Annotated in this window: 11 protein-coding genes; 7 read left to right on the plus strand and 4 right to left on the minus strand. The window is 68.2% G+C overall.

The window, feature by feature from the left end; all coding sequences use genetic code 11:
* Positions 1-28: 28 nt before the first annotated feature.
* The 4 genes from AC3WTE_RS28170 to AC3WTE_RS28185 are packed head-to-tail and all read left to right on the plus strand — an operon-like array spanning position 29 to position 6652.
* Positions 29-1174, plus strand: coding sequence for a metallophosphoesterase family protein (locus AC3WTE_RS28170; protein ID WP_459368775.1), 1146 nt, complete (start codon positions 29-31; stop codon positions 1172-1174).
* Positions 1171-3795 carry an AAA family ATPase gene (locus tag AC3WTE_RS28175; RefSeq protein WP_492442792.1) on the plus strand — a complete coding sequence of 875 codons (2625 nt, stop codon included), beginning with the start codon at positions 1171-1173 and terminating at the stop codon, positions 3793-3795. The genes AC3WTE_RS28170 and AC3WTE_RS28175 overlap by 4 nt, the downstream gene beginning before the upstream one ends.
* Before the next feature lie 37 nt (positions 3796-3832).
* Positions 3833-5338, plus strand: coding sequence for a GMC family oxidoreductase (locus AC3WTE_RS28180; RefSeq protein WP_492442793.1), 1506 nt, complete (start codon positions 3833-3835; stop codon positions 5336-5338).
* Positions 5339-5395: 57 nt separating this feature from the next.
* Positions 5396-6652: an alpha/beta hydrolase gene (locus tag AC3WTE_RS28185; RefSeq protein WP_492442794.1), complete on the plus strand. Its 1257-nt coding sequence runs from the start codon at positions 5396-5398 to the stop codon at positions 6650-6652.
* Here the strand turns inward: AC3WTE_RS28185 and AC3WTE_RS28190 are convergent.
* From AC3WTE_RS28190 to AC3WTE_RS28205, 4 genes are read right to left on the minus strand one after another with little or no spacing between them, the layout of a single operon-like run.
* Positions 6639-8336: an ABC transporter family substrate-binding protein gene (locus AC3WTE_RS28190; RefSeq protein ID WP_492442795.1), complete on the minus strand. Its 1698-nt coding sequence runs from the start codon at positions 8334-8336 to the stop codon at positions 6639-6641. The two genes, AC3WTE_RS28185 and AC3WTE_RS28190, sit on opposite strands and share 14 nt — an antisense overlap.
* Positions 8333-10168, minus strand: coding sequence for a dipeptide ABC transporter ATP-binding protein (locus AC3WTE_RS28195; protein ID WP_492442796.1), 1836 nt, complete (start codon positions 10166-10168; stop codon positions 8333-8335). The genes AC3WTE_RS28190 and AC3WTE_RS28195 overlap by 4 nt, the downstream gene beginning before the upstream one ends.
* Positions 10165-11067, minus strand: coding sequence for an ABC transporter permease (locus AC3WTE_RS28200; RefSeq protein WP_492442797.1), 903 nt, complete (start codon positions 11065-11067; stop codon positions 10165-10167). The genes AC3WTE_RS28195 and AC3WTE_RS28200 overlap by 4 nt, the downstream gene beginning before the upstream one ends.
* The gene (locus AC3WTE_RS28205) at positions 11064-12038 is read right to left on the minus strand and encodes an ABC transporter permease (protein ID WP_492442798.1); all 975 of its coding nucleotides are present in this window, start codon (positions 12036-12038) and stop codon (positions 11064-11066) included. The genes AC3WTE_RS28200 and AC3WTE_RS28205 overlap by 4 nt, the downstream gene beginning before the upstream one ends.
* A gap of 259 nt (positions 12039-12297) precedes the next feature.
* Between AC3WTE_RS28205 and AC3WTE_RS28210 the strand changes: the two genes are divergently transcribed.
* The 3 genes from AC3WTE_RS28210 to AC3WTE_RS28220 all read left to right on the plus strand — a co-directional run bounded on the left by AC3WTE_RS28210 (position 12298) and on the right by AC3WTE_RS28220 (position 14963).
* Positions 12298-12546: a hypothetical protein gene (locus AC3WTE_RS28210; protein ID WP_492442799.1), complete on the plus strand. Its 249-nt coding sequence runs from the start codon at positions 12298-12300 to the stop codon at positions 12544-12546.
* A gap of 127 nt (positions 12547-12673) precedes the next feature.
* Complete coding sequence (locus tag AC3WTE_RS28215) at positions 12674-13378, plus strand: response regulator transcription factor (protein WP_459370260.1); 705 nt, start codon at positions 12674-12676, stop codon at positions 13376-13378.
* On the plus strand, positions 13356-14963 hold the full coding sequence (locus AC3WTE_RS28220) for a sensor histidine kinase (protein ID WP_492442800.1): 1608 nt from the start codon (positions 13356-13358) through the stop codon (positions 14961-14963). The genes AC3WTE_RS28215 and AC3WTE_RS28220 overlap by 23 nt, the downstream gene beginning before the upstream one ends.
* The last annotated feature ends 8 nt before the right edge of the window (positions 14964-14971 follow it).

The raw sequence follows: 14971 nt of genomic DNA on the forward strand, positions 1-14971 counted from the left end.
TGTCGGTGCCCGGATTTACACTCGCCCCATGCGTTTCGTCCACACCGCCGACTGGCAGCTCGGTATGACCCGGCATTTCCTGGGCGGTGAGGCGCAGCCGCGCTACTCGGCCGCACGTCGTGATGCGGTGGCTCGCCTCGGTGCCCTGTGCGCTGAGGTCGGTGCCGAGTTCGTCGTCGTGGCGGGCGATGTCTTCGAGCACAACCAGCTTGACCCGCGTGAGGTCAGCCTGTCGCTCGAGGCCATGCGGGCCATCAAGGTCCCGGTCTTCCTGTTGCCCGGCAATCACGATCCGCTGGATCCGTCGTCGGTCTACACCAGCACCTTGTTCCTGGCCGAATGCCCGCCCAACGTCACGGTGCTCGACGGTGTGCATGAGCTGCGGCCCGGGGTGCAGATCGTCGGTGCGCCGTGGCGCTCCAAGGCGCCCACCACGGACCTGACAGGTGATGTGGTTGGTGACCTTCCGGCCGACGGCGTCACCCGAATTGTTGTGGGCCACGGCGGGGTTGACGTCCTCGACCCTGATCCCACCAAACCGGCGCTGATCCGGCTGGATGCCGTCGAGGCCGCCGTACGCCGTGGCGCTGTGCACTATGTGGCGTTGGGGGACAAGCACTCTCGCACCGAGGTGGGCAGCACCGGACGGGTGTGGTACTCCGGTGCGCCGGAAGTCACGAATTACGATGACATCGAAGCAGATTCGGGCCACGTGCTGGTGGTGGACCTGGATGTGGCAGCTGAGGCCAAAAACGTGACGGTCGAGGCCCGGCGGGTGGGGCAGTGGCGGTTCGTCACGCTGCGGCGCATCGTCGACACGGATCGTGATATCGCCGACCTGGACCTGAATCTCGACGGACTGCCGGACAAGGAGCGCACCGTGGTCCGGCTGGCACTGACGGGGTCGCTGACCATTTCCGACAAGGCTGTGCTCGACGCCTGCCTGGATCGTTACGCGCGTTTGTTCGCGGCACTCACCACCTGGGAGCGGCACACCGACCTCGTTGTTGTCCCGGCTGACGGCGAATTCTCGGACCTGGGCATCGGCGGGTTCGCCGCGGCAGCGGTCGACGAACTGGTCGGCACCGCAAGCGCATCGGGTGACGATGCCGAGGACGCCCGTGCGGCTCTCGCACTGTTGTTGCGTCTGGTGGATCGAGGCACCGCGGCATGAAGCTGCACCGCCTGATTCTGACCAATTACCGCGGAATCACTCACCGCGAGATCGATTTTCCCGACCGCGGCGTGGTGGTGGTCGCCGGCGCCAACGAGATCGGTAAGTCCTCCATGATCGAGGCGCTCGATCTGCTGTTGGAGTCCAAGGACCGCTCGACCAAGAAAGAGGTCAAGCAGGTCAAGCCGACGCATGCCGATGTGGGCGCCGAGGTGACCGCCGAAATCTCCACCGGCCCCTACCGGTTCGAGTACTACAAGCGGTTTCACAAGAAGGCCGAGACACGGCTGACCGTCCTGGCGCCGCGGCGCGAGCAGCTCACCGGCGACGAGGCGCACGACCGGGTGCGGGCCATGCTCGACGAGACAGTCGACACCGAACTCTGGCGGGCCCAGCGTGTCCTGCAGTCCGCGGCCACGGTGCCGGTCGATCTGGCCGGCTGCGATGCGCTGGCGCGGGCACTCGATGTCGCGGCCGGCCAGGCCGGTGCGCTCGAGGGTGCCCTGTCGGGCAACGAGCCGCTGCTGGTCGACCGGATCGATGTCGAATTCTTGAAGTACTTCACCCAAACGGGCCGTCCCACCGGTGTGTGGGCCGAGGCCATCAAGGGTCTCAAGGCCGCACAGGCCGAGGTTGCCGCGCGCACCGCAGCGGTGGCCGAGGTCGACGACGCGGTTCGGCGACACGGTGAGCTGACCGCTGAATTAGCCACGGCCGCGGAGCAATTGACGGCCGCTGACGTGCGGCTGGCCGCGGCCCGCGAGGCGGCCGGCGCCGTGGCGCGAATCCGCGACGAGCTCGCTCAGGCGCGGGTGCAGGCGCAAGCTGCGGTGGCCACGGCGACGGCAGCGCGGAGTGCGCTGGACGAGCGGTGGCGGCTGCAGGCCGACGTCGAGCAGCGGACCGGCAGTATCGGTGACCTGACCGCCGCGGCCGAGCATGCCGGGCAGCAGCACGTGGCCGCGGTGCAGCTCCAGCGGACCGCGGATACCGCCGTGGCAGTGGCGCGGTCCGTGGTGGACGCCGGTCGGGCGCGCCTGGACGCGGCGCGGCGGGTGGTGGACCAGCTTTCGCAGCGCGCCGAAGCCGATCGGCTGGCCGGCCAACTGCAGCGGGTGCGGACCGCCGCCGAGGAACTCGCGGTGGTGGCCGAGCAGCTGGCCAAGATCACGCTGACCGCGGCGGGCATGCGCGCGGTCGAAACGGCCGCCGCGGCTGTGGATCGCGCTGGCGCAGCTGCTGAACTCGCCTCGGCGCGAATCGAATTGGTTGCTCAAGGTGACGTGCAGCTGCGGGTCGCAGACCAGGACGTCACATTGTCCGCCGGGACGGAATGGGCCACCAGCGTGGGCGGCCGGACCGACGTGGAGCTCCCGGGTCTGCTGACCGTACGGGTGCTGCCCGGCACCCCAGCCGCGGATACCAGCGCTGTCCTCGACGCCGCGCGCAGGGCCCTGGCGGCTGCACTACAGCCGCACGGTGTGGCCGATGTCGAGGCCGCGCGTGCGCTGGACACCCGCCGGCGCGAACTGGAGGCCGAGCGTGATCGGCTGACCGTCACCCGGCAGACGCTGCTGGGCGCCGACACGGTCGAGGTGCTCGCGGCTCGGCTCGCGGCGCTGCAGGAGCAGTTCGGCGACACCGGTCCCATCGATGTCGGGGCTGCGCGGGCGGAGCTGGAGGCCGCCGACGCCGAACAGCGGCGTACGGCAACCGATTACGAGCAGTGCCGGGATGCAGCGACCGCTGCGGCGGCGGCCGTGGCCGCCGCGCTGACTGCGGCGACAGTCGCCCGCGAGAAGGTGGCTGCGGCGACGGCCGCGCTCGCCGAGGCCACCGAGCGACTGGCTCGGCAGCGCGAAGTCGAAGACGACGCCACGTTGAGCCAGCGCGTGGCGACGCTGGGAGAGCAGGCTGCCGCCGCTACGGCGCGCGAACAGCAACTGGCCACCGCGCTGGCGGCCACCACACCCGACGTCGTCGATGCCGAATTGGCAACGGCCATTGCGGATTCGGTGCGGATCGGTGCCCGGCGCCGCGAACTCGATGACCAATTGCGCGACGTCGCAGCGCAATTGAAGGCGTATGGAACTCAGGGGCGGCAGAGTCAACTCGATGTCGCCGAGGTGGCGTTGCGGCACGCGGAGTCTGAGCATGCCGCGGTGGGCCGTCGCGCCCGGGCGGCTGAGCTGCTGCGCACGGTGATGGGCCGGCACCGCGACCAGGCCCGGCAACGGTACGTGGCGCCGTTCCGCACCGAGGTGGAACGGCTGGGGCGCATCGTGTTCGGCGACAGCTTCACCGTCGAGGTCGACAGTGATCTGCGGATTTGCAGTCGCACCGTCGGCGGCACCACGGTGCCGTACGAAAGCCTGTCCGGTGGGGCCAAGGAACAGCTCGGGATCGTGGCCCGGCTCGCCGGGGCGGCGCTGGTGGCCAAAGAGGACACCGTCCCGGTGATCATCGACGATGCACTGGGGTTCACCGATGCCGGCCGGTTGGCCCGGATGGGTGAGGTGTTCGACGCGGTCGGCGGCGACGGCCAGGTGATCGTGTTGACCTGCAGCCCAGAGCGTTACGCCAATGTCGAGGACGCCACGCGAATCGAGCTCACCGCTTAGGCCCGTGACGGGGGCCTTTTCGTGACAGACTGCGGCCGTGATCGCTGATTTCGTCGTCGTAGGGACCGGCTCGGCCGGCGCGGTGCTGGCTGATCGTCTGAGTGCCGACGGCGCCTCGCAGGTGGTGGTACTCGAGGCGGGGGCCGCCGACAAGAATCAGTTCATCCGCATCCCGGCGGCTTTCGCGAAGCTGTTCCGCGGTGAATTCGACTGGAACTACTCGACCGAGCCGCAGCCCGAGCTCGCCGACCGGAAGATCTTCTGGCCGCGCGGCAAGACCCTCGGCGGCTCGTCGTCGATGAACGCCATGATGTGGGTCCGCGGACTGCCCGCCGATTACGACGAGTGGGGTGAGCTCGCCGGAGAAGAGTGGTCGTACGCGGCCGTGGAGAAGTATTTCGACCGGATCGAAGCCGGGCCGCTGGTGCTCAGCCCACAGCGCAGCCCGCGCGGCATCACCGCCGCGTGGCTGGAAGCCGCCGAGCAGTGCGGCCATGAGGGGTTCGTCGAGACCAGGGTCTGCCAGCGCCGCGGCGCCCGGTGGAGCACCGCTGACGCCTATCTGCGTCCGGCCCTGCGGCGGTCCAACCTGCACCTGCGTACCGGCGCCACCGCGACGCGGGTACTGATCGAGGACGGCCGGGCGGTCGGCGTCGAGTACGAGGCGGACGGCCGTCGCCAGACCGTCCGGGCACGCCGCGAGGTGATCCTCTCCGGCGGTGCGATCAACAGCCCGCAGCTGCTGATGCTGTCCGGCATCGGTCCACGCGAGCACCTGGCCGAGCACGGCATCGACGTCGTCCACGATGCGCCCGGCGTCGGCTCGAACCTGCTGGACCACCTGGTGGTGCTGCTCGGGTTCGACGCCAACTGCGAGACCCTGGTCAGCGCCGAAAAGCCGGTGCAACTGCTCAACTACCTCAGCCGTCGCCGCGGCATGCTGACGTCGAACGTCGGTGAGGCGTACGGGTTCGTGCGCAGCAATCCCGCCCTCGCTCAGCCCGACGTCGAGCTGATCTTCGCGCCTGCGCCGTTCTTCGACGAAGGCATCGGCGAGGCGTACCCGCGCGATGCGGTGGCGATGGGACCCATTCTGGTCAAGCCGAAGAGCACCGGCACCATCCGCCTGGCGTCGGCGGATCCGCTGGCCAAGCCGGTCATCGACCCGCGCTACCTGTCCGACCCTGAGGGCGCCGACCGCACGGCGTTGCTGGCGGGCTTGCGGATGCTGGCGGACATCACCCAGGCGCCGGCGCTGAAGGGCCTGCTCGGCGACATCGCCCGGCCGGTCGGCGCACGTGAGCTCGACGACAGGACGCTGGAGCTCGCCCTGGCCTCCACGTCGCACACGCTCTATCACCCGACCACGACGTGCCGGATGGGCACCGACGAGGCCAGCGTGGTCGACCCGCAGCTGCGGGTACGCGGCGTCGACGGGCTACGGGTGGCCGACGCTTCGGTGATGCCGACGATCATCCGCGGCCACACGCACGCCCCGAGCGTGCTGATCGGGGAGAAAGCCGCCGACCTCATCACTGCTTGAGGAGTCACCTCCGGACTCTCAGTGATGCCGAAGCTGCGCGCGGCACAATGAGTCGCGATGACCATGAACGCCAAACGCCGCCGGGCGCACGACAAGCTCGCGGCACTGCCCGGGGTGACGTCGGTGCGCCGACCGGTCCGGCCAAACGGCGCAGAGGAATTCGATCTGTTCTACGTGCGGACCGGCCCGCCCAGCGACCATCCGCTGGTGATCATCCCCGGCGGGCCGGGCGCGGCCTCGATCGGGCACTACCGCAATCTGCGCCGCCGGGCGACGGCTGCGGGCCTGGACGTCATCATGGTCGAGCACCGCGGCATCGGGATGTCCCGGCACGACGACGCCGGCGCCGACCTGCCCACTGAGGCGCTGACCATCGAGGCCGCCGTCGACGATATCGCGGCGGTGGTGGAGGACGCCGGCGTGGAGTCGGCGGTGGTCTACGGTACGTCCTACGGCAGCTACCTGGCGGCGGGTGTCGGGGTGCGCCATCCGGATCGGGTGCACGCGATGGTGCTGGACTCACCGCTGCTCTGCGCTGATGACATCGAGGCGGTGCGGGAGGCCACCCGGGCGGCGTTATGGGAGGGCACCGCGCCGTCGACCGAGGGTCTGGCGAGGCGGGTCCGGGACCTGGCCGCGGACGGAAAACTGACGCCCTGGGTGGTGCAGTTGGCGACCGGGCTGTACGGCCTGGTCGGTCCGGAGGTGCTCGAGCAGCAGCTCGAGTTGCTGCTCACCGGACGGGGATTGTTGTGGCACGCCATCGGGCACAGCACCAAGCTGCTGTTCGAGAGCAAGATGCCGTATCGGCACGAACCCGATCTCGTCGAGCACATCGGTTACCAGGAGCTCAACTACGCCCCCGAACCCGACGGTCTGCCGATCGACCCGGCGCTGGCATATCGCGAATCCGCCACCGGCGACGCCGATTTCGTCGCCGAACCGTTCGATCTGGTGTCGGCGATGCCGGGATTCGACTGGCCCACCGTGGTGATCTCCGGCGGCCGTGACCTGATCACGCCGCCGGCGGTCGCGCGGCGGGTCGCGGCGCTGATTCCGGACGCGGTACTGCTGGAACTGCCGTCCGCGGGGCACAGTGTGCTCGACATGCGGGAGGGGTCGGCGCTGACCATCGCTGCTGCGGTGGTCGCCGGTGAGCACGCGGGATTGCCGGACCGGGCAACAGAATTGGACAACGAACCGCTGGATTTCGCGATCCGCCTGATGGTACGGGGCATCACGACCGCCGCGGCCGCGGAGGCGTTGGTGCCGGCCGCGCTGCCGCGGGCCATCCGCCAGCTCAGGACTTGGTGAACCCGATCGTCATGTAGTTGAGGTCGCCCAGTCCTGCTGGGCCATAGTTGGCCAAAGTGCTTCGGACCGCAGCGTTTCCCGGAGACTGCGCGAGCGGCAGGCTGAACGTTTCCGCCCAGAGCATGCGATCCAGCTGATTGGCCAGCGCCCGTGCTTTGACCGGATCGAGTTCGTCGAGGGTCTGCTCGATCTTGGCGTCGATTTCGGGCGTGCCGACTTTGCCGAAGTTGCTCTCGCCGTCGGCGGCATAGATCTGGGTCAGACCGCCGAACGGGAAGGCGTCGCCCTGCCAGGCGAACGCGGCGATGTCGAAGTTGCCGGGAATGATGTACTGGCTGAACAGGTCTGCGCCCGAGGACACCACCAGCTCGAGCCGGACGCCGATCTCGGCGAGGGTCTTCTGGACGATCTGCCCGATCTGCCGGCCTCCGGAGGCGTCATAGAAGACGAGCCGGACGCTCAACGGCCGGCCGTCCTTCTCCCGCACCGAGCGGCCGGCAGGCAGCGTCCAGCCCAGTGCATTGAGCTCTCGCCGCGCGGCGTCCGGGTCGAAAGGCACTCCGCCGCTGTTGTCTTGATAGCCCTGCTGGCCGGCGACGTAGATGTGGCTGTTCAACGGCACCGGGTGGTCCACCAGGCCGTGCTGCAGGACTGTGACGATGGTCTGCCGGTCGATGCCCATCGCAATGGCGTGGCGCAGTGCCGGGTCGGCGAGAATCGAGCCGGGCGCGCCGTTGAAGGTCAGGTGCGACCAAAGGGGCCCTGGCGCGGTGCGGATGTCGACACCTTTGGTGCGTCGGGCACGCACCATGTCATCGATCGACCCCAGCCCGGTGGCATCGATGGCGTTGTTCTGCAGCGCCGGGATCCGGGCGGCGTCGTCGAGTACGAGGAACGTGATGCTGTCCAGCAGCGGCCGGGCTCCCCACCAGCGGGGGTTGCGGGTCAACGTGATGCGCTGCGCAGCGCGGTCGACATTCGAGATGACGAACGGTCCCGCCGACGGGCCGGGCGCGGTCAGTTGGCCTTTGTTGAACACCTCGGGGTTGGCCGTGGAAACCTTCGGCAGCAGCATGCCGTTGCCGGCGAACATGCCGCGCCAGTCGGCGTAGTGGCTGGTGAAGGTCATGACCGCCTGCCGGTCATCGACGCCGCGGGTCACCGATGCGACGCGTTCACTGCCATTGGGGCTGGCGATCTGATAAGCCGGGTCCTTGCCCCGCGTCGCGGTGATCTGTGAAGCGATGTCCTGCCAGGTGATCGGGGTTCCGTCGCTCCACACCGCCTTGGGGTTGATCGTGTAGGTGACCACCTGAGGGTCGGTGCTGGTGAGCTGGATGTCCGTGAAGTAGTCGTGGTTGACGGTCGTCGAACCGTCGGGGCCGACGATGAAGGCTCGTGGCAGGGTCGGCCTGAGGATGGCGGCGGTGTCTGCGGTACCGCCATCGATGTTCAGTGTGTTGAAGTTGTCCGGAAACGCGGTGAGCGCCAGCCGCAGATTGCCGCCCTGCTTGAGGGTCGACGGATCTCGCGGGTTGAGGTCGTTGGCCGCTCCGAGTTTCGGTGCGCCGGCGCTGGATCCGCGGTACTGACTCGAGCAGCCGCCGATGGTGATGACCAGCGCGACAGTAGCCATCACGGCCACCAGGACCGTCAGCAGTCGGCTACGACGAGAATCCATCATTCCCCTCCGGGCTGGGGCACGGCACCCAGCAACCGCTGGGTGTAGGGGTCCTGTGGATCACTGAAAACCTGTGCGGCGTCGCCCTGTTCGACGACAGCGCCCTTGTACATCACCACCACGGTGTGGGCCATATGCCGGACCACGGAAAGATCGTGCGAGACAAACAGATACGACAGGTCGAAGCGCTGCTGCAGGTCAAGTAGGAGGTTGATGATGCCGGCCTGGATCGAGACGTCCAGTGCCGACACCGGTTCGTCGAGCGCCAGAATCTTGGGCTGACGCGCCAGCGCGCGGGCGATGCCGATGCGCTGTTTCTGCCCACCGGAGAACTCGGCGGGGTAGCGCGCGGCGTCCTCGTTCCGCAGGCCGACGATGCCGAGCAGCTCGCTGACGCGGTCCTCGATGCGGTTCTTGTCGAACCCGCCGACCCGCAACGGTTCGGCCAGGACATCGAACACCGGCAGCCGGGGGTCGAGAGCGGCCACCGGGTCCTGGAACACCACCTGAAGGTCGCCGCGCAGCTCCCGCCGCGTCTCGCGGTTCAGGCCGGCCACGTCGTGACCGAGCACCGTGATCGAACCCGATTGCGGTGCCGTCAGATTCAGAATCTGATCCAGCGTGGTGGTCTTGCCGGAGCCGGACTCGCCGACGATGCCAAGGGTCCGGCCCTGCTGCAGCTGCAGGCTGACCCCGTCGACCGCCCGCAGCTCACCGACCTTGCGCCGCAACATTCCGCCACTGAGCTTGAAGGTCTTGACCAGGTCGCTGACCGTGAGCACCACGGGCCGGTCGGCGTCGTCATCCGCCACCACCTCGGGTTCGGTTGCCACCCCGTAGATTTCGGCAGCGCTACGGCCCGTCACCTGGTCGGTGTGGATGCAGGCGGCGGCGTGCCCGGGCCCGACCTCGAGCAGCGCCGGCTCGGCCGCCCGGCAGTCGTCGTCCGCCAGCGGGCAGCGCGGCGCGAACGGGCAGCCCGGCGCGAGGCCGGCCATCGACGGCGGTGAACCGGGAATCGGCACCAACCGCGAGCCCTGCGGGGCATCGAGCCGCGGCACCGATCCCAGTAGGCCGACGGTGTACGGCATCACCCGGTCGCGGTACAGGTTCGCCACCGGCGCGGTCTCCACCGCCCGGCCGGCGTACATCACCATGGCGCGGTCGGCGAATTCGGCGACCACCCCCAGGTCGTGGGTGATCATCAGCACCCCGGCGCCCGTCACGTCGCGGGCGGTGCGCAGCACGTCGAGGATCTGCGCCTGCACGGTGACGTCGAGTGCCGTGGTGGGTTCATCGCAGATGATGAGGTCGGGGTCGTTGGCGATCGCGGTGGCGATGACGACGCGCTGCCGCTCGCCGCCGGACAACTCGTGCGGGAATGCCTTGGCGCGGGCCTCGGGCTGTTTGATGCCGACCAGCTCCAGCAGTTCGACCGCCCGCTTGCGCGCAGCATGCCGCCCCACTGAACGGTCGTGCACGCGAAGGGCTTCGGCTATCTGGTCGCCGACGGTGTACACCGGGGTGAGTGCCGACATCGGGTCCTGGAATACCGTGCCGATCACGCGGCCGCGCACTTCGGACATCGCGGCGTCGTCGAGCCCGACGAGCTGCTTGCCTTGCAGCGTCACCGAACCGGTCACCTGGGCATGCTCGGGTAGCAGGCCCACCACCGCCATGGCGGTGGCCGATTTACCCGCACCGGACTCGCCGACCAACGCCAGCACCTCGCCGGGCGCGATGTGAAAGTTCATGCCCCGCACCGCCGAGACGTCCTCGTCCGAGGTCTGGAAGCTGACAGTGAGGTCGCGGACCTCGAGCAGTGGCACGCTCATCGCTTGACCGCCCGCCGCCGGGGCCGCGCCGAGGGATCGAGCGCGTCGCGCAGGCCGTCACCGACCAGGTTGGCGCACAGGACGATCACTACCAGGACCCCGGCCGGGAACAGGAAGACCCAGGGAAATGTGGTGACCGACGGGGTGCCGTCGGCGATCAACGTGCCCAGGGATACGTCGGGTGGCTGGATCCCGAAACCCAGGAAACTCAAACCGGTTTCGGCGAGGATCGCCATGCCCACGTTGAGGGTCGTGTCGATGATGAGGATCGAGGCCACATTCGGCACGATATGGCGCGCGATGATTCTGGCGTGGCTGACACCCATATACCGTGCGGCCGTGACGAACTCGCGTTCGCGCAGGCTCATGGTCAGGCCACGCACCATGCGTGAGCTGATCATCCAGCCGAATATCGAGAACAGCACGATCAACCAGAAGACCCGGTTGGACTGACCGAGTCGCGGGGTGATGATCATGATGATGATGAGGCTCGGGATCACCAACAGCAGGTCCACGATCCACATCAGGGCCCGGTCCCGCCAGCCACCGAAGTAACCCGCGACCGAGCCGACCGTCGCGGCGATGACCGTCGAGATCACCGCCACGCAGACACCGATCAGCATCGACTTCTGCATGCCGCGCAGCGTCTGCGCGAAGACGTCCTGCCCGAGGGCATTGGTGCCGAACAGGTGCCGGCCGTCCGGTGGTTGCAGCAGCGCGCCGAAGTCCATGTCGGTGTACGAGTAGGGGAGCAGCGGCGGCAGCGCATAGCAGCCGATGAACAACGTCACGAGCAGCACGAGGGACACCACCGCGGGACGATTGCGGACGAACCGCCGCGTCACCAGCGTGCGGCGCGATGCGAACCGGGCGCGGGGCAGCCCGAACTGGACGCTCATGAGACCCGCACCCGGGGATCGAGGGCGGCGTAGACGATGTCGGACAGCAGGCCACCGATGAGGATCGTGGTCCCGGAGAACAAGGTGAACGCGGCGACGATGTTGGCGTCCTGACCTTGGATGCCCTGCACCATCCATTCACCCATGCCGTGCCAGCCGAAGATCTTCTCGACGAACACCGCGCCGGTGACCAGCCCGGCGACCCCGTAGGCGAATAGCGTCGCCATCGGGATCAGCGCGGTGCGCAGGCCGTGTTTGAAGAGCGCCTGGCGGCGCGTCAGGCCCTTGGCGCGTGCGGTACGGATGAAGTCCTGGCCGAGTACGTCGAGCATGGCGTTGCGTTGGTACCGGCTGTATCCGGCGATGGCGGCCAGCGCGAGGGTGGTGGTCGGCAGCACCAGATGCTGCAGCCGGTCGATGAAGCCGGGCCAGCCACCTGCCGCGTACGGCGAGGTCTCGCCCGTGTACTGGAACAGTTGGAATCCCAGTACCTCGTTCACGCCGAGCGCGCCGAGGATCAGCAGGTTGGCGATGACGAATGTCGGAGCACTGAGAATCAGCAGGGCCAGCACGGTGATGGTCCGGTCGGAGAGCCGGTACTGCCGGACCGCGCCCCAAGCCCCGATGATTACGCCGATGATGCTGCCCAGGATCGATCCGATGGCCACCAGTCGCAGGCTGGTCCACACCCGCCGCCCCAGCTCTTCTGAAACAGGCTGCCCGGTAACGCTTTTCCCGAAGTCGCCATGTGTGGCACCGGATGCCCAGTGGGCGTAGCGCGGCAGCAGCGGCTTGTCGAGGCCGAGGTCGTGTGCCTTGGCGTCGATCACGGACTGAGGCGGGCGGGGGTTGCGCTGCAACAGGTTGTCCAGCGGGTGGAAGGTCACCGACGTGAGCGCGAAAGTGAGAAATGTCGCCAGCGTCAACAGGATCGCGTAGTTGAACAATCGGCGGATCAGGAACCGCGTCATGGGCCGCTCACCGAAAACCGCATGCGCACAGGTTAAGAGATGACGGCGGCCCGGGGCGGAATTACCGGCGTGGTGGCGGCGTTGACAACTGACATATGCAGTCCAGCGACCTCTCAGATGGCGAATAGACCGTGTTGGCGAACTGGCAGAACCAGTCCAGCAGCCTGTCAGATTGGCGCGCTTGACTTGAAATATATGACCGGCCGCGCCCCGACGGCGTGGCGCAGCGCAGTGGTCCCAAGTACACGGGAGGCAAGCCATGAGTCGAGCAGCGACTTCCGGCATCACCATGAAATGGGCGATCGGCATCATCGGCGGAAGTGCCGCGATGGGTGCGGTAGCCATATGTGCGGGTGTGTTGGCCGCCCCGTCGGAGACGACGACGGCCGACACCACGCTGATCACGTCGACAAGCACGACCGTGCCCGTCACGTTCGCGGCACCGTCGATCACCGGCAAGGCGCCGCTGTTCGCGGGTCAGTCCCCGAACACCAACCCGCAGGGCTAGCCGGGCCGGCCCCGATTCACAGCTCGTACATAGATTTGCCACAGTCGAGGCCCACACCGGTGCGAATAATGGAGCTGTGACAGGTCCCAGTAGTCCCGCCCGTGACAGTGAAACCCCGCGCGTCGTGATGCACCGGGCCGACGGGAAGCCCATTAACGTCCTGGTCGTCGACGACGAGCCGGTCCTGGCCGAGCTCGTCTCCATGGCGTTGCGCTACGAGGGCTGGGATATCGCCACCGCCGGCGATGGTGCGACCGCGATCGCGCTGGCCAAGGACAACCCGCCCGACGTAGTTGTGCTGGACGTGATGCTGCCCGACATGAGCGGGCTCGACGTGCTGCGCAAGCTCCGCGAGCAGATTCCGGGGCTGCCGCTGCTGCTGCTGACCGCGAAGGATTCGGTCGAGGACCGCATTGCCGGCTTGACCGCGGGCGGCGACGACTACGTCACCAAGCCGTTCAGCATCGAGGAAGTGGTGCTGCGACTCCGAGCGCTGCTGCGACGCACAGGGGTGGCCAACGAGGCCGGCGGCGCCCAGATCGTCGTCGGCGACCTGGTGCTCGACGAGGACAGTCACGAGGTGACGCGCGGCGGCGAGCAGGTCACGTTGACCGCCACCGAGTTCGAACTGCTGCGCTACATGATGCGCAACTCCAAGCGGGTGCTGAGCAAGGCCCAGATTCTCGACCGGGTGTGGAGCTACGACTTCGGCGGCCGCTCCAACATCGTTGAGCTGTATGTGTCCTACCTGCGCAAGAAGATCGACAGTGGACGCGAGCCCATGATCCACACCCTGCGTGGCGCCGGATATGTCCTCCGACCTGCCCGCTGAGGTGTCCGGCACGCGGATCTGGCAACCGCGATCCTGGTCGCTGCGCGTCCGCTTGCTGGTCACTCAGGTACTGCTGCTGGCACTGGTCATCATCGGCGTCGGCGCGGCGACCGAGTTTGCGCTGCAACGCTTTCTGCTCCACCAGTTGAACGACCAGGTATTGGAGGCGGGCCGGCGCTCGGCTGCCATCTTCGAGCTGCCGCCACCGCCCATGGCACCGCCCCTGACCGGTGGGGTGCCGCGGCCGTCCCTCGATCCGCATTTCCGCATGCGCTTCGATCCCGAGGCCGGCCCCGGCCCCGGCTTCCTCAACGCGCCCGGGCAGGCCGTCGGCACCCTCGGGGCGGTGGTGTTCCGCGGCCAGGTCGACACCGGCGTCATCACCTCCGAGGGTAGTCGCGCGTCGTTGAGTACCACGGCCACAGCACAATTGGCGCAGGTGCCGCCGGACCGCAAGATCCGGACCATGGAGATCGACGGGCTGGGCCGCTATCGCGTCATCGGCATGCATCCCCGGCACGGCGGGCCGCAGACCATCGTGACCGGGCTGCCCACCAGACACGTCGACAACACGCTGCTGTGGGTGCTCGGCATGTTCTGTGTGGTGGGGGCGCTGGCACTGATCGGTGCGACGACGGTCGGCTTCTGGATCATCCGGCGCCAACTTGCCCCGCTGTCAAGGGTTTCCGCCGCCGCGCGCGACGTGGCAGACCGGGAACTGGACCGGGGAGAGGTGCAGCTGCCGACGGAGATCGTGCACGTCGACCCGGTTGCCGCGCACACCGAAGTGGGCCAACTGGGTTCGGCGCTGAACCGCATGCTGGACCGGATCGCCGCCGCCCTTGCGGCCCGTCATGCCAGTGAGACGCGGGTGCGCCGATTCGTGGCCGACGCCAGTCACGAACTCCGCACGCCGCTCGCCGCGATCCGCGGCTATACCGAACTGGCGCAACGCAAGAGCGACGAGCTGCCCGCCGACGTCGCCCACGCGATGAACCGCGTCGAATCCGAGACGGCGCGCATGACCCGGCTTGTCGAGGACATGCTCCTGCTGGCGCGACTGGATGCGGGCCGGCCGCTGGAGATGGAGAGCGTCGACCTGTCGCAAGTGGTCGTCGATGCCGTCAGCGATGCCCACGTCGCCGGTCCCGATCACGACTGGTCGCTGGACCTGCCCGACGAACCCGTCATCATCGAGGGTGATCCGGCCCGGCTGCATCAGGTGCTGGCGAACCTGTTGGCGAATGCCCGTACGCACACGCCGGCGGGAACATCGGTGACCATCGCGCTGTCCGCGGAACCGGACGCGACGGTGATCAGCGTCGCGGACGACGGCCCGGGCATTCCAAAAGCGTTGCAGCCCGAGGTGTTCGAGCGGTTCGCCCGCGGTGACTCGTCGCGGTCCCGGCAGGCCGGTAGCACCGGGCTGGGGCTGGCTATCGTCGCCGCCGTGGTGAAGGCGCACGGCGGCACCATCAGCGTCGGCAGCCGACCCGGCGCGACGGTATTCATGGTGCGGTTGCCTGCGGTTCCGGCGGGTTCGGTCTCACAGCCACCGCATAGCGTCGCCTCCACGTCCGCCTAACCCGCACG

It is taken from the genome of Mycobacterium sp. FW102-FHT13B02 (genome assembly GCF_058790275.1).